The sequence below is a fragment of the Streptococcus sp. SS4 genome, assembly GCF_030440125.1.
Taxonomy (GTDB): domain Bacteria; phylum Bacillota; class Bacilli; order Lactobacillales; family Streptococcaceae; genus Streptococcus.
The window spans coordinates 1-17,689 of sequence record NZ_JAQFJM010000011.1 but is presented as its reverse complement, the minus strand read 5'-3'; the positions used below and the strand labels follow the sequence as shown (position 1 = coordinate 17,689).

Genomic DNA, 17,689 nt, shown 5'->3' with positions numbered 1-17,689 from the left:
AACACATGAAGGAACAAACCATGAAAAAACTGATTACGCTTATGATGACCTTCTTACTCTGTCTGGGAAGCGTAGCCCCTGCTTTTGCAGCAGATAAGAAAAAAGGATATGATGCCGCAGCCAAACATGCCATCGCTGTCGAAGCTACTACTGGCAAAATTTTATACGAAAAAGATGCAACCACTTCTACAGGGATTGGCTCTATTACCAAGCTCCTAACAGCCTATATGGTTTATAAAGCGGTAGATCAGGGAGACCTCAAATGGAACAGCAAAGTTGACATTTCTGACTACCCATTTGAACTAACTGTCAGTGCCGGAGTATCTAATATTCCACTAGACGCCCGCAAATACACTGTCAAACAACTTCTTGACGCAACTCTTATTTCCAGTGCCAATAGTGCATCGATTGCTCTAGCCGAGGAAATCGGAGGAACCGAAAGTAAGTTTGTCGACATGATGAAAGACCAACTTAAAGATTGGGGTATCACTGATGCCAAGATTGTCAATGCCTCTGGTCTCAATAATTCTTACTTAGGTGACAATATCTATCCAGGCTCTAAATCAGACGAAGAAAATACCATGAGTGCTAAAGATGTTGCTATCATTGCACAACACGTGGTGAAAGAATATCCTGAAATCCTCGATATCACTAAAAAAACTGAGGCTGATTTTGATGGTGTTAACAAACTTAAAACCTTCAACTATATGCTTAAGGGACAACCTAGTTACCGTAAAGGGGTGGATGGCCTAAAAACGGGAACCACTGATTTAGCCGGTGCCTCCTTCGTGGCCCACTCAAATGAAAGTGGTATGAGCATTATTACAGTCATTTTGAATGCTGATAATACCGATACTGATGACTACGCCCGTTTTACTGCAACCAATGACCTACTTAATTACGTGGTCTATCATTGGGAAAGCAAGACCATTGCCAAAAAAGGGCAAGCTATCGGTAAAAGTCAAGCCCATGTCCTTGATGGTAAATCTAAGCAAGTCACTGCTGTCGCTAAGTCTGACTTTAATATCATCCAAAAAATAGATGCTAACAATAGTAAACACATTAAAGTCACTACAAATCAAGTCCAAGCCCCCGTCAACTCAAGTAACAAGGTTGGAACGGCTACCTTTGAAGATAAGTCACTTGTAGGAGAAGGTTACTTGCCTAACCAAGGTATGCCTAGCATGGAACTGGTTGCTGGTAAAGAAGTTAAGAAAAGCTTCTTCCTCAAGGTCTGGTGGAATCACTTTGTCAACTTTGTCAACGAAAAACTCTAATCATTACAGTCGAGCTTTGCTCGGCTTTTTCTTTTACCCCAACTTTACAGAAAGATTGACTCTATCTTGACTCCTATTGACACAACAAAAAGACAAACTACACCTGTAATCTGTCTTTTTGTTTGATTTTTACACTACTGTAAAGGTTAATTTATCTTTCGAGCATCCAATCTTAAGGGTTTGTCCACTAACTACTTGGCCACCTAGTAAGAGCTCAGATAACTTATCCTCCACCTGAGTTTGAATCGTGCGACGTAATGGACGAGCACCCATCTCAACATCATAGCCATCTTTAGCTAAATGCTTGAGGGCAGCTGGTTGGAATTTCAAGTCAATCCCTTTTTCAGCCAAAGCTGATACCAACGGTTTTACCATAATCTTGACAATCTCACGAAGCTGCTCTTCCTCTAAACTATGGAAGACAACCTTTTCATCAATACGGTTGATAAACTCTGGGCGGTAGGCCTTCTTAAGTTCTTCCATGATACGTGACTGCATAGCTTGGTGATTATGAGAAATGTCTTGAACTCCAAAACCAACAGTCTTATCATCACGAAGAGCAGTCGCTCCCAAGTTCGAAGTCATGATGATAATGGTATTTGAAAAATCAACTTTACGTCCACGGCTATCTGTCAGAACACCATCATCCAAAACCTGTAAGAGAATATTGAAAATATCTGGGTGAGCCTTTTCCACCTCGTCAAAGAGAAGAACTGAGTAAGGCTTATTACGAACTTTTTCTGTTAACTCACCGCCCTCATCATATCCAACATAACCTGGAGGAGCACCGTTAAGTCGGCTAGCCGCAAATTTTTCCATGTATTCTGACATATCAAAGCGAAGCAAAGCTGACTCATCATCAAAGAGGACTTCCGCCAAAGCCTTGGCCAATTCTGTCTTACCAACACCAGTCGGTCCAAGGAACATGAAAGAACCAATAGGACGTTTTCCAGTACGAATACCTGACTGGTTACGACGAATAGCACGACTGATAGCCGAAACCGCCTCATCTTGACCAATAACACGTTTGTGGAGTTCTGATTCAAGATTCAGGTAACGCTTGCTGTCAGCCTGCGTCATCTTCTCAACAGGGATACCTGATAAACGACTAAGGGTTTGCATAATCTGATCCGCATCTACCAAAGCAGGTTTTGGTAATTTTGCTTTTTGGCTAGCCTTATATTGTTTAGCAGCAGACTTCATATCACCAGATAGAAGCGCTTCATCCAAAGGCGTTATCTCACGTTTGGCTTCTTTTTTAATACGACCTTGAACAGTTGCACTCGCTTCATCTAAAAGGTCAATGGCAGAGTCAGGCAAGTTTTTACTCGTCAAATAACGATGCGCCGCCTTGACCGCTGTCTCAACCGCTTCATCAGTAATCGTTACACGATGATAGTCTTCATAAGACGAACGTAGGCCTTTTAGAATATCAATCGCCTCAGCTACACTTGGCTCCTCAATTGTAATCTTAGCAAAACGACGAGAAAGAGCTGCATCTTTTTCAATATGCTTCTGGTACTCAGCTTGAGTTGTTGCTCCAACCATATGAAGAGTTCCACGTGCTAGAGCAGGTTTCAAAATATTAGCCGCATCCAAGGTACTATCAATACCTGAACCAGAACCAATAATCGTATGCAATTCGTCAATAAAGAGAATGATTTTTCCATCAGCTTCAATCTCATCAATGATTTGATTCATACGTTCTTCGAAATCGCCACGGAAACGTGTTCCTGCAACCACACTCATCATATCAAGCTCTAAGATACGCATATCAGCCAGCTCAAAAGGTACTTCGCCTGAAGCAATACGCTGTGCCAAGCCAAGCGCCAGTGCCGTCTTACCAACACCTGCTTCACCAACAAGAACTGGGTTATTCTTCGTTTTACGACTCAAAACCTGAATCATGCGTGAAATTTCTTTCTCACGTCCAATAACAGGATCAAGAGCACCTGACTCGGCTACAGCCGTTAAGTCCTTGGTATAATCTGACAGTTCCCCAGTAGAAGATTGGGGAGGCTGCATCATATTAGCAAAATTTCCTGATGCCTTTGATTTTTTAGGCTTACGAAGGTCATGAATGGCCTTCAAGTCTTGCTTACTAAGACCTGCGTAACGCTCCAAAGAACGTCGTAAATCGATAATGCGAGGCTTATCACTGTCATCCTTATATTGAAAACCAGCAACTTCAAGGAGACGACAAACCATCAAATCCTTATGAAGGAGAAAGGCCATCAATACATGTTCAGACCCTACCTCTACAGCACCAGTCACACCAGCAATTCCCTCTGCCTCTTGCAACATAGCCTCTAAAGCATGTGACTGTGCACGTAAATCGATAATATCTGATTCAGACAAGTCTTTTGGACTTTTCTCCATCGCTAGTACAGCGGCTGTCTCAATCTCTTCCGCACGAATACGGTCCTCAAAATCAGTAAATGTTAGGTAGGCTACAGATCCTGGAACCTCAACCATAGCCAGAAGCACATGCCAAGTCTCCAGAAAAGGACTTCCAAAACGCTCTGCCTCAAGCTGTGCACGATGGAAAATGGCCTGCATTTTTCTTGAATATGTCGTCATCTAATTTCCTTTTCTATCCAATCTAAGTAATAGCGAGCGTAGAATACGCGAACGAATAGCAGCCGCATCTGCGCCTAAAATATCATCACTAGCAGTTGCTAAAATCAAATTTCCCTCACGTTCTGTGATGATTTTTTCATCAAAAAGCAACTGGATCAAGTCTGTAAATACCTGCTCGCTGAGTTGATCCGCTAAGTTCTGAAGCAAATCATTAATCATGTGGTGCTTGTCAGAGAATCTGACTTTGACGATACGAATATAACCGCCACCTCCACGCTTACTCTCAACAATATAACCACGACTTTCTGTAAAGCGGGTCTTAATAACATAATTAATCTGACTCGGTACAACTTGAAAAGTATCTGCTAAGTTCGAGCGTTGAATCTCAGCAATTCCAGACTGGCCCAGCAATTCTTTAATATATTCTTCTATACTATCTGATGTATTTCTTGCCATCTTAATTCCTCCAGTCTAATTTGACTATAACTGACTATTATTATACCAAAAATGTCAGCTCATGGGAAACTATACCTTCAAAAAGCTTTTTAAAGTTGTCATTAGAGACCATATAAGATACAATAAATAAGACTAAAATATTAGGTAACTTAAGGTGTTTGATTCAAATTTTCTATCCACTTTGACAGGCTGAGACCCACCTAATCCAACAAGTACTTTTTAGCACTTTCGCAGTAGTATTAGTCTTATCACTCTCGATAAAGCTCATGTCATTTTGAGTCTTATCTCTTATTTTATTCCCCTATGAAAGGTTACTCATGAAATACATCATTGCACTCTTAATCTCTATGATTCCTTTGGTTGAGCTCCGTGGAGCCGTTCCTGTTGCTATCGCCTCAGGTATCCCTTGGTGGCAAGCCCTAATTCTTTGTGTCATTGGGAACATGATTCCAGTTCCAATTATCTTCTTCTTCGCCCGCCGTGTCCTCGAATGGGGGGCAGATAAACCTCTAATTGGTGGCTTCTTTACCTGGTGTCTTAAAAAAGGTCACAGTGGTGGCCAAAAACTTGAAAAAGCTGCTGGAGATAAGGGTGTCTTCTGGGCCCTTCTACTTTTTGTGGGAATTCCGCTTCCAGGAACAGGAGCTTGGACTGGTACCCTAGCAGCATCTATCCTAGATTGGGACTTTAAACGTAGTGTTATTGCTGTTATGCTTGGGGTTATCCTTGCAGGTATCATCATGGGAACACTCTCTCTTCTACTTGGTGTAAATACCTTCGCTCATTAATTACTTTTTTCAACGTCTGGGGCATGCTCAGACGTTTTTTTAATAGCAACAAAAAAGAAGTTACGATTCATTCACGTAACTTCTTTTCTTTTTATCTAGCAACTAGAATTAGTTGTTAAGAGCTGCTGCCATTGTAGCTGCAACTTCTGATTCAAAGTCGTTAGATGCTTTTTCGATACCTTCACCAACTTCAAAGCGAACGAATTCTACTACTGAAGCGTTTACTGATTCAAGGTAAGCTTCAACTGTTTTGCTGTCGTCCATGATGTAAACTTGAGCAAGAAGTGTGTATGCTTGGTCAACTTTAGTGTTGTCAAGCAAGAAGCGGTCCATTTTACCTGGGATGATTTTATCCCAGATTTTTTCTGGTTTACCTTCAGCAGCCAACTCAGCTTTGATATCTTCTTCAGCTTGAGCAAGAACAGCATCAGTCAATTGAGCTTTAGAACCATATTTAAGGTGTGGAAGAGCTGGTTTGTTAACCATAGCACGGCTTTCGTTATCTTGATCGATAGCGTGGTTAAGTTGTGCCAATTCATCTTTAACAAATTGTTCGTCCAATTCAGTGTATGAAAGAACAGTTGGTTTCATCGCTGCGATGTGCATTGAGATTTGTTTTGCAAGAGCATCATCTCCACCTTCGATAACTGAAACAACACCGATACGTCCACCGTTGTGTTGGTAAGCTCCGAAGTGTTGTGCATCAGTTTTCTCAACAACTGCAAAACGACGGAATGAAATCTTTTCACCGATAGTAGCTGTAGCAGTTACGTATGCAGCTTCAAGAGTTTCACCTGAAGGCATAGTCAATGCAAGTGCTTCTTCGTTGTTAGCTGGTTTACCTTCAGCAATTACTTTAGCTGTTTCGTTTACCAACTCAACGAATTGAGCGTTCTTCGCAACGAAGTCAGTTTCAGCGTTAACTTCAACAACTGCTGCAACGTTACCGTTAACGTAAACACCAGTCAAACCTTCAGCTGCAACACGGTCAGCTTTCTTAGCTGCTTTAGCCATACCTTTTTCGCGAAGCAATTCAATTGCTTTTTCGATATCACCTTCAACTTCAACCAATGCTTTTTTAGCGTCCATGACACCAGCACCAGATTTTTCACGCAATTCTTTAACAAGTTTAGCTGTAATTTCTGCCATTTTGTTTTTCTCCAAATTTATTTTATCAAACTAAGGGGCAGGGCTGAGCCCCGCCCCTTAGGTGTTTGTCGTATCTTTAGTGGGCATTGAGCCCAAACCAATCTTAAAGATTAGTTGTTGTCACCTTCGACAACTTCAACGATTTCTTCGATTGAATCAGCTGCAGCTGCTTCTTGGAAATCTGCAGAAGCATCTTCACCTTGGTTACCTTCGATGATAGCATCAGCCATTTTTGAAGTGATCAATTTAACGGCACGGATAGCGTCATCGTTAGCTGGGATGATTACATCAATCTCATCTGGATCAGCGTTTGTATCAACCATCGCTACAACTGGGATACCAAGTTTTTTAGCTTCTTTAACAGCGATTTGTTCTTTGTGTGGGTCAACGATGTAGATTACATCTGGAATGCGAGGCATATCTTCGATACCACCCAAGAATTTTTCAAGACGTGCACGTTGTTTGTTAAGAAGTGCAACTTCTTTCTTAGGAAGAACTTCGAAAGTTCCATCAGCTTCCATTTGTTTGATTTCTTTCAAACGAGCGATACGTTTTTGGATAGTATCCCAGTTTGTAAGAGTACCACCCAACCAACGGTGGTTGATGTAGTATTGACCAGCACGAGTTGCTTCTTCAGCTACTGCTTCAGCTGCTTGTTTTTTAGTACCAACGAACAAGATTACTGCATCGTTAGCTGCTGCTTCACGAACGAATTCGTAAGCTGTATCAGCCATTTTTACAGTTTGTTGCAAGTCGATAACGTGGATCCCGTTACGTTCTGTGAAGATGTACTTAGCCATCTTAGGATTCCAGCGACGAGTTTGGTGACCGAAGTGAACACCAGCCTCAAGAAGTTGTTTCATTGAAATTACTGCCATGAGTATTTCTCCTTAAAAATTGTTTTTTCCTCTTCTAAGCTTTAGACTTGCAGTCCCACCCTGCGGCAACAAGACCACAATCGGCTTAGAATGAGTATTTGTCACTTTACGCAACTATAATAGTTTATCAAAAAAAGTGACATTTGACAAGCTCTAAAACCAGTCTGACCATTAGAAAAATCCCCTCTCATTAAAATTGCAATCGTTTTCTTTGAGGTTGATGAGTATTTTGTTTATAATTAGGCTATTAAAAATAGAGGAGGACATTATTTTGTCATTAGTCGGAAAAGAAATTATTGAATTTTCAGCACAGGCTTATCACAACGGGGAATTCATTACTGTTACAGATGAAGATGTTAAAGGTAAATGGGCGGTCTTCTGCTTCTATCCTGCAGATTTTTCATTTGTCTGCCCAACTGAACTCGGTGACCTTCAAGAACAATATGAAGCTCTTAAATCTCTTGGTGTAGAGGTTTACTCTGTCTCTACCGATACTCACTTTGTTCACAAAGCTTGGCATGATGACTCAGATGTTGTTGGAACTATTACTTATCCTATGATTGGGGATCCTTCACACCACATCTCACAAGGTTTTGATGTTCTTGGACAAGATGGTCTCGCACAACGTGGTACATTCATTATTGATCCAGATGGTGTTATCCAAATGATGGAAATTAACGCTGATGGTATTGGACGCGATGCAAGTACTCTTGTTGATAAAGTCCGTGCTGCTCAATACATTCGTCAACATCCAGGTGAAGTTTGTCCAGCCAAATGGAAAGAAGGAGCTGAAACACTTACTCCTAGCTTAGATCTTGTAGGTAAAATTTAACAACCAGGGGGTATCCATGGTCTTAGATAAAGAAATCAAGACACAATTAGCGCAGTATTTAAATTTACTAGAATCTGATATTGTATTACAAACAGATTTAGGGGATGATGATAATTCTCGTAAAGTAAAAGAATTTCTAGACGAGATTGTTGCTATGTCTGACCGCATTAGTCTTGAATCAACACATTTAAAACGTCAACCTAGTTTTGGTATTGCACAAAAAGGGCAAAAAAGTCGTGTTATTTTCTCAGGCTTACCAATGGGCCACGAATTCACATCTTTCATTTTAGCTCTCTTGCAAGTTTCTGGTCGTCCACCTAAAGTTGATGAGGATATTATCGAACGTATCAAGAAGATTGATAAACCCATCGATTTAGAAACTTATGTTTCACTAACCTGTCACAATTGTCCAGACGTTGTTCAAGCCTTTAATATAATGGCTGTTTTGAACCCAAATATCACTCACACTATGATTGAAGGTGGTATGTATCAAGATGAGGTCAAAGCCAAAGGTATTATGTCTGTTCCTACGGTTTACAAAGACCAAGAAGAATTTACGTCTGGTCGTGCAACCATTGAACAGCTTGTAGAAAAGTTGGACGGACCACTTGAAGCTGAGGCTTTCGCTGATAAAAGTGTCTATGATGTTTTGGTTATTGGTGGTGGTCCTGCTGGAAACAGTGCTGCAATTTACGCTGCTCGTAAAGGGCTTAAAACTGGGCTTTTAGCAGAAACTTTTGGTGGACAAGTTATCGAGACAGTTGGTATTGAGAACATGATTGGTACGCTATATACAGAAGGTCCTAAGTTAATGGCCCAAGTTGAAGAGCATACGAAATCTTATGATGTTGATATCATCAAAAGTCAATTAGCCACTGGCATTGAGAAGAAAGAACTTATTGAAGTGACACTGGCTAACGGTGCCGTTTTAAAATCTAAAACGGCTATCCTAGCTCTCGGAGCCAAATGGCGTAATATCAACGTTCCTGGCGAAGATGAATTCCGCAATAAAGGGGTTACTTACTGTCCACACTGCGATGGTCCTCTATTTGAAGGAAAAGATGTTGCTGTTATCGGTGGTGGTAACTCAGGTTTGGAAGCTGCTTTGGATTTAGCGGGTATTACTAAACACGTTACAGTCTTAGAGTTCTTGCCTGAATTAAAGGCAGATCAAGTCTTACAAGAACGAGCTGCTAAAACTGATAATCTAACCATTCTTAAGAACGTTGCAACCAAAGAAATTCTTGGTCAAGATCATGTGACTGGTTTGAGTTACGTTGAGCGTGATACAAACGAAGAAAAACATCTTGATCTTGAAGGTGTCTTTGTCCAAATTGGTCTTGTACCAAGTACTGCTTGGCTCAAAGACAGTGGTATTGAACTCAATGAACGCCAAGAAATTATCGTTGATAAATTTGGTTCAACAAATATCCCTGGTATTTTTGCCGCAGGTGACTGTACTGACAGCGCCTACAAACAAATCATTATTTCCATGGGATCTGGTGCTACAGCTGCTATCGGAGCCTTTGATTACTTGATTAGACAATAATCAAAACATACGTGTTAGTAATCTATCTACAACAATTATAATTAATATAAAGAGGTTGAATGTCTTTCAGCCTCTTTATATTTCTTGTAAATAGGCAGTTTGAACAATCAACCAGCCAATTTGATGAAAGAGACTTGACGAATCTTTGTTTTTTCGATAGAATGGTATCTGTTATGGCGGTATAGCCAAGTGGTAAGGCACGGCTCTGCAAAAGCTTGATCGTCGGTTCAAATCCGTCTACCGCCTTCATAATACGAGGACACCTTAGGGTGTCTTTTTTCATTGTTGCATATAAAAATACCCGAAGCTAGATACCTCGGGTATTCATTATTCTTATTTAATGACCTCAATCAAAACCTCCGCTTGAGTCTGAAGGCTTTCAAGAACTTCTGCTGTTGCTACGAATTTTCCATCCACCCAGGCTGTATCATTTATACGTGTCGCTGTAAAATCACCAACCACTTGGGTACGGATAAATGGTAACAATTCTTTGTAGACATCAAAAAGTTGATTGTGACCACCATTAGCAACTGATGACACGGTTACAATCTTATCTTGAAGAGCTGATGGTCCTGAAGGATCTGATAGGTCAAGGGCGCGGCTCAACCAGTCAAGCAAATTTTTCACAGGCCCAGGAATTGAGAAATTATAAACCGGTGAGAAAATCCAGATTGCATCTGCTGCCAAGACCTGCTCTCGAACTTCTGCCAAAACAGGAAGAACCGGACTTTCTAAATCCTGATTAAAAACAGGTACTTGACTATAGTCAAGATAAGAAACATTAGCTTTATCAGCTAGCATTTTCTCAGCTTCTTCTGCTAATTGGTGGTTAAATGATCCCTTACGAAGAGACCCAACGATAAATAGAATGTTTTTCATGATACATTTCCTTTGTATTTCTAACAATCAATAATTAATACTACATAGTAATATATGCGATTTCATTAGAAATATAAAGAAATATGCTCAGACATTCTTAAATTTTTTCAGTAGCTCTACCAACTGTGCCTGCTCTTCAGGTGTCAGAACGGAAAAAGTCTCCTCAATAGCTCGCTGATGTGGGGGGATTGCTGCTTGAATAATACGACGTCCTTCATCCGTCAAATCAACCTCGAAAGCACGCTTATCTGTTTGGCAGGCTTCTCGCGTCAGCCAGCCTTTTTTCTCCATATTTTTAATGACGACAGTCATATTACCGGAGGTAGCAAGCATGCGATCAATTAATTCGCCAATCTTCATACGTCCTTTGGCATTTAGTACGTCCATGACCCCAAATTGAGTTGGTGTCAAATTAAATTCTTTAAAAGTCTCAGAAACCTTGGCATCGATGGTACGAAAAGCCTTACGCATAACTACCATACTTTTTACAGCCATATTTTTATCTAAGTCGCTCATTTCTAGTCCTTTCCAAATAGATGCTGTTTTTATTACTCTACCACAGTTTTTCTAAAAGTGGTATATGAAAATGAAAAAATAAGAAAAAAGAGTCCTTAGATATCTAACCAATACCTCAGAACTCTTTCATTTCTAACTATTACGATTCCAAAAAAGGGCTAATAAGATAACAGCACCTAGCACCGAAGGGACTATAGCAGTATCTGCTAACATCGGTCCCCAATTTCCAAAAAGAAGCTGACCAACAAAAGCACCTAGCCATCCAACAAAGGTCTTGCCAATACAACCCATACGTTCACCCCTATTTGATATAGCAGAAGCAATAAGGCCAATTAGAAAACCAACTATCATACTTCCAATCATGATAAATTCTCCACGATACTTAAATCACCCAATCACCATTTCGGAAGATTGGTACACGGCTACCATCATGGCGGATACCATCAATATTCATTTGATTTGAACCAATCATAAAATCTACGTGTACATCAGAGCGGTTAAGACCAGCTGCTTTAAGATCCTCTTCTGTCATGTCTGCTCCCCCCTCAACACTGGTAGCATAGGCTGCTCCAATAGCTAGGTGGTTGGAGGCATTCTCATCAAATAGGGTATTGAAGAAGGTAATCCCAGATTGTGAAATAGGGCTTGGATCTGGTACCAAGGCACATTCGCCTAGAGCACGCGCCCCATTGTTGTTGAAGACGAGATCCTTCATCACTTCGTCACCTTGGTCTGCTGTAATATCTACAATTTCACCATCTTTGAAGGTTACTTTGATTCCCTCAATAATATTACCATTATAGCTTAGTGGTTTTGTACTTGAGACATAACCATCTGCACGACGGAAGTCAGGAGCTGTGAAGACTTCTTCTGTCGGCATATTTGGCAAGAAGCCTTCGCCTTGGGCATTGATAGCTCCTGCTGATTCCCAAACGTGGCTTTTCGGCAAACCAAGGGTCAAATCTGTTCCAGGTGCTTGGTAATGCAAGGCTGAGAATTGTGCCTCATTGAGTAGGCGTGCCTTAGCATCCAAACGTTCAGCATGTTCCTTCCAAGCACGTACAGGATTCTCTTCATAAACACGACAGGTCTTGAAAATTTGGTCCCAAAGTAAATCTACAGCTTCCTCATCACTCGAAGCATCAGGAAAGACCTTCTTAGCCCATTCTTTACCTGCTGCTGCAGCTACTGTCCAACTAACCTTATTAGACTGAGTTGCCACCTGCATAGGTTTAAAGGCCACTCCAGTAGCCTTAGCATGAGCAGATAGACGTTCAGGAGCTACACCATTAAGGGCACCCGGATCAGAAGAACGGACTCCTAAACGACTTGCTTTCTTTTCTAACAAATATTCCATCTCAGCTTTTTTATAGGCAGGAACCTCTTCGATGCGGTCCATATCAGCATGCAAGAAACGCTCGCGATTAATAATATCATCCGACCATTGAACAATTACCTCAGCTGCTCCTAAAGCATAGGCTTCTTTTACTAAGAGATGAGCTAGCTCTGCTTGTTCTATATCAATGCTCAAGGCCACTGTGTGACCCGGCTGCACATTAATCCCATTAGCAACCAATAATTTAGCATATTTCTCAAGATTTTCTTTAAAATTTGGTAAAACCATGATTAACTCCTTGAAACTTTAATTTTCTATCAGTATACCATAAGATGAAGAAAAAAGTTTTCTATCAGCTTTGGCTTTTTATCATCACAGACAGACACCTAAACAAAAAGAGAACGGAGACTGACTCCATTCTCTCAAAGTTGATGACGATTCTCTTTAGCTATTAAAAGAAATCATCAAAAAGACTTAATTGATTATCTTCTGGCATATTTCCTAGGATTCCCATTTCATCCAATTTTTCAACCAAGGTTGATGATAAACCTCCTCGTTTACGCAATTCTGTTTTGGAAAGGAACTCCCCTTCTTCACGCGCAGCAACCACTTGCTTAGCAACGTTCTCACCCAAACCTTCAAGTGCAATAAACGGTGGAATCAAGGTATCTCCTTCAATCAGAAATTCAGTTGCCTGACTCTTATAAAGATCTAACTGGCCAAAGGTAAAGCCACGTTCTAACATTTCATTAACAATCTCAAGCGTCGTAAATAAGTCATTTTCAACATTAGTCGCTTCATTTCGTTGGCGCTTCTCCTTAATATCTTCCATTCGAGCTTTAACAGCATCAAGACCCGCAGACATCGTTTTAAGCTCGAATGCTTTAGCTCGAATTGAAAAGTAGGCACAATAGTAATAAATAGGATGGTGCACTTTGAAATAAGCTACACGCAGGGCCATCATAACGTAGGCTGCCGCATGGGCTTTAGGGAACATGTATTTGATTTTACCACAAGATTCAATATACCAGTCTGGAACATTATTTTCACGCATGGCTTGAATATAGCCATTTCGCTCTTCTTCAGAAATTTTCAACCACATTCCCTTACGCACACGTTCCATAATGGTGAAGGCCATCTTAGGATCTAATCCCGCATGCATTAGGTATACCATGATATCGTCACGACAACCGATAACAGTTTTCAGAGTGGCAATACCTTCCTTGATCAAATCTTGTGCATTACCCAACCAAACGTCTGTACCATGAGACAAACCAGATAACTGTAAGAGTTCCGCAAAGGTCGTCGGATGCGTCTCGTCGACCATACCACGAACAAAGTTAGTCCCAAACTCAGGGATTCCTAACATTCCCGTTGGTGTCCCAATCTGTTCAGGTGTAACCCCCAAAATTTCAGTCCCTGAAAAAAGTTTCATCACATCTGGATCATCTGCTCGAATATCTTTGGGATCAATTCCCGATAAATCCTGCAACTTACGAATCATAGTCGGATCATCATGTCCCAGAATATCAAGCTTCAATACGTTCTCATCGATATCGTGGAAATTAAAGTGAGTCGTCTGCCAGGCAGCCGTTACATCATCAGCCGGATATTGAACAGGTGTGAAATCATAGACATCCATATAATTTGGAATAACAACGATACCACCCGGGTGCTGACCTGTGTTTCGCTTAACCCCAGCGGCACCCATGGCCAGACGATCGACCTCGGCATCACGGTAAAACTTATTGTAGTCACGTTCGTAACCTTTGACAAAACCATAAGCCGTCCGATCTGCAACAGTACCTACTGTTCCAGCACGAAAAGCATATTGCTCTCCAAAAATATCACGAACATCCAAGTGGGCTGATGGTTGATCATCACCGGAAAAGTTCAAATCGATATCCGGAACCTTATCCCCATCAAAACCTAGGAAAGTCTCGAAAGGAATATCCTGACCATCTTTTTTATACTCTGTTCCACATTCTGAACACTCCTTATCAGGCAAATCGAAGCCAGATCCATAAGAACCATCTGTAATGAACTCTGAGTGTTGACATTTAGGACATAAATAGTGTGGCGGCATCGGATTAACCTCAGTAATTCCAATCATCGTCGCAACAAAACTAGAACCGACAGATCCACGCGAACCAACTAGGTACCCACGTTCATTTGAACGGTTAACTAGCATCTGCGAAGCCAGGTAAATTACGGCAAAACCATTACCAAGAATTGAGGACAACTCTTTCTCAATTCGCAAATCAATAATATCAGGCAAAGGATTACCATAGAGCTCAAACGCTCTAGCATATGTCATCTCTGCAACCTGTTCTTCCGCACGATCAATGAAAGGTGTGTACAAGTCTTTTTTGACAACCTCGACCTCTTCAATTTGGTCTGCCATAGCCTGCGTATTAGTTACAACAATTTCATAGGCTAAGTCTTTTCCTAAAAAGGCAAAGTCGTCTAGCATCTCGTTAGTTGTCCTAAAATGAGCTTCAGGTAAAGGAGCAGGTTTCGCATTTTCTCCCTTACCAATTGGCCTATTAATCATGGCTCCTTGTCCCAAAGCACGAACAATGATTTCACGATAAATGGCATCCTCAGGGTTGATATAGTGTACATTTCCTGTAGCCAGCACAGGTTTGTCCAGACGATTAGCGACTTCAATTAAATCCCGAATCAGTTGTTCTATAGCCGCCTCATCCTTGATTAAATCCTTTGCAATCAAGGGCGCATAAATTGCCGGTGGCATAACTTCAATAAAGTCATAATATTTAGCAACTTCAACCGCCTTGTCAATACCGTGAGACAGAAGCGTATCAAAAACCTCACCATCAGCACAAGCAGAACCTACAATGATTCCCTCACGATACTCATCTAAGACCGTACGAGGAATACGTGCTACTCCCTCAAAGTATGAGACATTTGATAAACTTACCAACTTAAAGATATTCTTCAAGCCAGTTTGATTCTGAACATACAGCGTCGCATGTTTGACACGAGACTTTTTATACGAATCTTCGGAAACCAAATCCGTATTCAACTGTTCCAGATTAGTCAAACCGTGCTTATCAAACACATCTTTTATGAAGATAAACAACAAACGACCAGTAGCTTCCGCATCATAATTGGCCATATGGTGATGATCCAAAGCCACACCAAACCGCTTCGTCAAAGGCCCCAAACCATGACGCTTATACTCAGGATAAAGATTTCGTGCAAATTCTAAAGTATCAATAACCGGTTGTGAAATTGTTGGTAACTGATGTCTTTCGTAATTGGCATTCATAAAACCAACGTCAAAGGTCGCATTATGGGCTACTAGCACAGTTCCTTGACAGAATTCTTGAAACTCCTGTAAAACTTGGACTAAAGGTTTAGCACCTTTTACATGATTATCAGTAATACCTGTCAACTCAGTAGTAAAAGCAGAAAGAGGATGCCCAGGGTCTATAAATTCATCAAATTGCTCAATAATATTACCTTTATGCATTTTTGATGCCGCAATCTGAATCAAATCATTATGAACAGCAGACAAGCCCGTTGTCTCAACGTCAAATACAACATAAGTAGCTTCTTTTAATTCCAAATTCTGGGAATTATAAACAATAGGAACTTTATCCTCAACAAGATTGGCTTCAAGACCAAAAATAGCTTTAATACCAGCTTTCTTAGCCCTATGGTAGCCATGAGGAAAACTCTGAACATTAGCGTGATCAGTTATAGCAACAGCTGGATGCCCCCAAGAAGCAGCAGTATCAATAAGCTCTTCCACAGTTGGCATGGCATCCATAGTCGACATGTTAGTATGTGCATGAAATTCTACACGCTTTTGTCCCTCAGGCATCAAATCCTTGCGAGGTGTGTGCGAAATCTCTTTGATATCTTGTACATTCATTGTCAGACTATGAGTGAAAGGATTATTCTCAATACGACCGCGAACTCTTACCCAGTTCCCCTTTTTTATCATATCGAACTTAGCAAGCTCATCACTATCTTTAACCCAGCGCTGCATTGCAAAACTAGAGGTATAATCAGTTACCTTGAAATTAATAATAATTCGACCCGTCTTAGTTTCACGTTGCTCTACATCAAAAATATATCCTTCAAAAACAACACGATTCTCTTCAGAATTAATATCAACCATTGGCGTTATTTCTGCCTTATCAAAACTAGCTTGACGTTGACTTTGCTTCTCAGCAAAATTTTGGGCCGGTTCATTCACAGGACTCGGTGCTGGAGCACTCTCAAGAATAGATTGAAGAGCCTGTCTTGCCTGAGATTCAGCTTGTTCTTGTAAAGAAACCTTGTTTGTTTCATAAGCCTCTTCTATAGAAGATGACGCTTCCTTATCTTCAAGAACAGAAATTGATACGTCAGATAAACCAACTTGAGAAAGAGATTTAGAAATCAAAGAAATAAATCTATCCTGTAAGTTTTCTTTAATAATATGCGCTGGAGCCTTAACACAAATACTATTATTTGAAATTTCAACCTTTAGATTTGAGAATAAAGAATAAATAGAAAAGTGAGAAACTTTTAAATTATCCAAGGCATATGAAAAATAATCTCCAAGTAAAGAATCATCGCAAGAAGTAGAAAGTAAACGAATCTCAAAAGAAGCTTTGGCACCTAAAGAATTGAAGGAAGAATGAAGTAAACTATCAAAAAGCACAAAAGACTCATAAGAAAGAACACTACGAAAAGAAAAAACAAAAAACCACAGCCGTTTTGATTTAAATAGTTTTACTGTTTCGATAGAACCATCTTTAATTTCTTTAAAAGCATCGTGTTCCTCAGGAAAACGAATTTGTTTTAAGAGAAGCTGAAATTTATCAGACATAAAAATTAAACTCCTATAGACAAAAAAACACTCCTTAAGGAGTGTAACTTATACCGGCGGCCGGGGTCGAACCGGCACGTCCTTGCGGACACTGGATTTTGAGTCCAGCGCGTCTGCCAATTCCGCCACGCCGGCAAAGTATAACTGGGGTAGCTGGATTCGAACCAACGCATGAGGGAGTCAAAGTCCCTTGCCTTACCGCTTGGCTATACCCCAAATATATAGGCGAATGAGGGGAATCGAACCCCCGAATGTCAGAGCCACAATCTGATGTGTTAACCACTTCACCACATTCGCCACCTTACTAACACGGGCAGTAGGAATTGAACCCACACTGAAGGTTTTGGAGACCTTAGTTCTACCTTTAAACTATGCCCGTAACTATGGAAGGGGAGGGATTCGAACCCCCGAACCCGAAGGAGCGGATTTACAGTCCGCCGCGTTTAGCCTCTTCGCTACCCTTCCAAAATATAAACAAATGGCGCGAGACGGAATCGAACCGCCGACACATGGAGCTTCAATCCATTGCTCTACCAACTGAGCTACCGAGCCATATTGCGGGAGCAGGATTTGAACCTACGACCTTCGGGTTATGAGCCCGAC

At 40.9% G+C, this 17,689-nt stretch carries 13 protein-coding genes and 7 tRNA genes; 5 read left to right on the top strand and 15 right to left on the bottom strand.

Annotated elements, in window-relative coordinates; all coding sequences use genetic code 11:
• Positions 1-20: 20 nt before the first annotated feature.
• Positions 21-1,277, top strand: coding sequence for a D-alanyl-D-alanine carboxypeptidase PBP3 (gene pbp3, locus PCY16_RS09715; protein WP_195413964.1), 1,257 nt, complete (start codon positions 21-23; stop codon positions 1,275-1,277).
• A gap of 129 nt (positions 1,278-1,406) precedes the next feature.
• On the opposite strand, the gene PCY16_RS09710 is transcribed toward pbp3, so the two are convergent.
• Positions 1,407-3,857: an ATP-dependent Clp protease ATP-binding subunit gene (locus PCY16_RS09710; protein ID WP_195413963.1), complete on the bottom strand. Its 2,451-nt coding sequence runs from the start codon at positions 3,855-3,857 to the stop codon at positions 1,407-1,409.
• Positions 3,858-4,313, bottom strand: coding sequence for a CtsR family transcriptional regulator (locus tag PCY16_RS09705; RefSeq protein WP_002889615.1), 456 nt, complete (start codon positions 4,311-4,313; stop codon positions 3,858-3,860).
• Positions 4,314-4,630: 317 nt separating this feature from the next.
• Between PCY16_RS09705 and PCY16_RS09700 the strand changes: the two genes are divergently transcribed.
• On the top strand, positions 4,631-5,101 hold the full coding sequence (locus PCY16_RS09700; RefSeq protein WP_004182164.1) for a small multi-drug export protein: 471 nt from the start codon (positions 4,631-4,633) through the stop codon (positions 5,099-5,101).
• Positions 5,102-5,209: 108 nt separating this feature from the next.
• On the opposite strand, the gene tsf is transcribed toward PCY16_RS09700, so the two are convergent.
• On the bottom strand, positions 5,210-6,250 hold the full coding sequence (tsf, locus tag PCY16_RS09695) for a translation elongation factor Ts (RefSeq protein WP_002886343.1): 1,041 nt from the start codon (positions 6,248-6,250) through the stop codon (positions 5,210-5,212).
• 110 nt (positions 6,251-6,360) lie between these two features.
• Positions 6,361-7,128: a 30S ribosomal protein S2 gene (gene rpsB / locus PCY16_RS09690; protein WP_002886342.1), complete on the bottom strand. Its 768-nt coding sequence runs from the start codon at positions 7,126-7,128 to the stop codon at positions 6,361-6,363.
• 271 nt (positions 7,129-7,399) lie between these two features.
• Here rpsB and ahpC point away from each other — a divergent pair, with 271 nt between their 5' ends.
• The 3 genes from ahpC (at position 7,400) to PCY16_RS09675 (ending at position 9,755) form a co-directional block, all read left to right on the top strand.
• Positions 7,400-7,960: an alkyl hydroperoxide reductase subunit C gene (gene ahpC / locus PCY16_RS09685; protein ID WP_037599758.1), complete on the top strand. Its 561-nt coding sequence runs from the start codon at positions 7,400-7,402 to the stop codon at positions 7,958-7,960.
• 16 nt (positions 7,961-7,976) lie between these two features.
• On the top strand, positions 7,977-9,509 hold the full coding sequence (gene ahpF / locus PCY16_RS09680; RefSeq protein WP_070576123.1) for an alkyl hydroperoxide reductase subunit F: 1,533 nt from the start codon (positions 7,977-7,979) through the stop codon (positions 9,507-9,509).
• Positions 9,510-9,684: 175 nt separating this feature from the next.
• Positions 9,685-9,755, top strand: a tRNA-Cys gene (locus PCY16_RS09675).
• 87 nt (positions 9,756-9,842) lie between these two features.
• Here the strand turns inward: PCY16_RS09675 and PCY16_RS09670 are convergent.
• From PCY16_RS09670 to PCY16_RS09620, 11 genes are all read right to left on the bottom strand, one after another.
• Complete coding sequence (locus PCY16_RS09670; RefSeq protein WP_195413962.1) at positions 9,843-10,388, bottom strand: NAD(P)H-dependent oxidoreductase; 546 nt, start codon at positions 10,386-10,388, stop codon at positions 9,843-9,845.
• Between the two features lie 87 nt (positions 10,389-10,475).
• On the bottom strand, positions 10,476-10,904 hold the full coding sequence (locus PCY16_RS09665) for a MarR family winged helix-turn-helix transcriptional regulator (protein WP_002886332.1): 429 nt from the start codon (positions 10,902-10,904) through the stop codon (positions 10,476-10,478).
• 132 nt (positions 10,905-11,036) lie between these two features.
• The gene (locus PCY16_RS09660; protein WP_002889604.1) at positions 11,037-11,267 is read right to left on the bottom strand and encodes a GlsB/YeaQ/YmgE family stress response membrane protein; all 231 of its coding nucleotides are present in this window, start codon (positions 11,265-11,267) and stop codon (positions 11,037-11,039) included.
• A gap of 19 nt (positions 11,268-11,286) precedes the next feature.
• The gene (locus PCY16_RS09655; protein WP_195413961.1) at positions 11,287-12,528 is read right to left on the bottom strand and encodes an aminopeptidase; all 1,242 of its coding nucleotides are present in this window, start codon (positions 12,526-12,528) and stop codon (positions 11,287-11,289) included.
• Positions 12,529-12,691: 163 nt separating this feature from the next.
• Positions 12,692-17,086 (bottom strand): PolC-type DNA polymerase III, encoded by a 4,395-nt coding sequence (locus tag PCY16_RS09650; RefSeq protein ID WP_195413960.1) that lies wholly within the window; start codon positions 17,084-17,086, stop codon positions 12,692-12,694.
• 51 nt (positions 17,087-17,137) lie between these two features.
• Positions 17,138-17,221 (bottom strand) — tRNA-Leu (locus PCY16_RS09645).
• Positions 17,222-17,230: 9 nt separating this feature from the next.
• A tRNA-Gln gene (locus PCY16_RS09640) sits at positions 17,231-17,302 on the bottom strand.
• A gap of 8 nt (positions 17,303-17,310) precedes the next feature.
• A tRNA-His gene (locus tag PCY16_RS09635) sits at positions 17,311-17,383 on the bottom strand.
• An 11-nt stretch (positions 17,384-17,394) separates the two neighbouring features.
• Positions 17,395-17,465 (bottom strand) — tRNA-Trp (locus tag PCY16_RS09630).
• A 5-nt stretch (positions 17,466-17,470) separates the two neighbouring features.
• Positions 17,471-17,551: transfer RNA gene (locus PCY16_RS09625), tRNA-Tyr, on the bottom strand.
• 14 nt (positions 17,552-17,565) lie between these two features.
• Positions 17,566-17,638 (bottom strand) — tRNA-Phe (locus PCY16_RS09620).
• Between the last annotated feature and the right edge of the window lie 51 nt (positions 17,639-17,689).

Excerpts from the sequence above, each read along its gene's own strand:
- tsf (WP_002886343.1), bottom strand. The coding sequence starts at position 6,250 with ATGGCAGAAATTACAGCTAAACTTGTTAAAGAATTGCGTGAAAAATCT.
- PCY16_RS09700 (WP_004182164.1), top strand. The coding sequence starts at position 4,631 with ATGAAATACATCATTGCACTCTTAATCTCTATGATTCCTTTGGTTGAG.
- PCY16_RS09710 (WP_195413963.1), bottom strand. The coding sequence starts at position 3,857 with ATGACGACATATTCAAGAAAAATGCAGGCCATTTTCCATCGTGCACAG.
- PCY16_RS09670 (WP_195413962.1), bottom strand. The coding sequence starts at position 10,388 with ATGAAAAACATTCTATTTATCGTTGGGTCTCTTCGTAAGGGATCATTT.
- PCY16_RS09665 (WP_002886332.1), bottom strand. The coding sequence starts at position 10,904 with ATGAGCGACTTAGATAAAAATATGGCTGTAAAAAGTATGGTAGTTATG.
- PCY16_RS09705 (WP_002889615.1), bottom strand. The coding sequence starts at position 4,313 with ATGGCAAGAAATACATCAGATAGTATAGAAGAATATATTAAAGAATTG.
- ahpF (WP_070576123.1), top strand. The coding sequence starts at position 7,977 with ATGGTCTTAGATAAAGAAATCAAGACACAATTAGCGCAGTATTTAAAT.
- pbp3 (WP_195413964.1), top strand. The coding sequence starts at position 21 with ATGAAAAAACTGATTACGCTTATGATGACCTTCTTACTCTGTCTGGGA.
- PCY16_RS09655 (WP_195413961.1), bottom strand. The coding sequence starts at position 12,528 with ATGGTTTTACCAAATTTTAAAGAAAATCTTGAGAAATATGCTAAATTA.
- PCY16_RS09650 (WP_195413960.1), bottom strand. The coding sequence starts at position 17,086 with ATGTCTGATAAATTTCAGCTTCTCTTAAAACAAATTCGTTTTCCTGAG.
- rpsB (WP_002886342.1), bottom strand. The coding sequence starts at position 7,128 with ATGGCAGTAATTTCAATGAAACAACTTCTTGAGGCTGGTGTTCACTTC.
- PCY16_RS09660 (WP_002889604.1), bottom strand. The coding sequence starts at position 11,267 with ATGATTGGAAGTATGATAGTTGGTTTTCTAATTGGCCTTATTGCTTCT.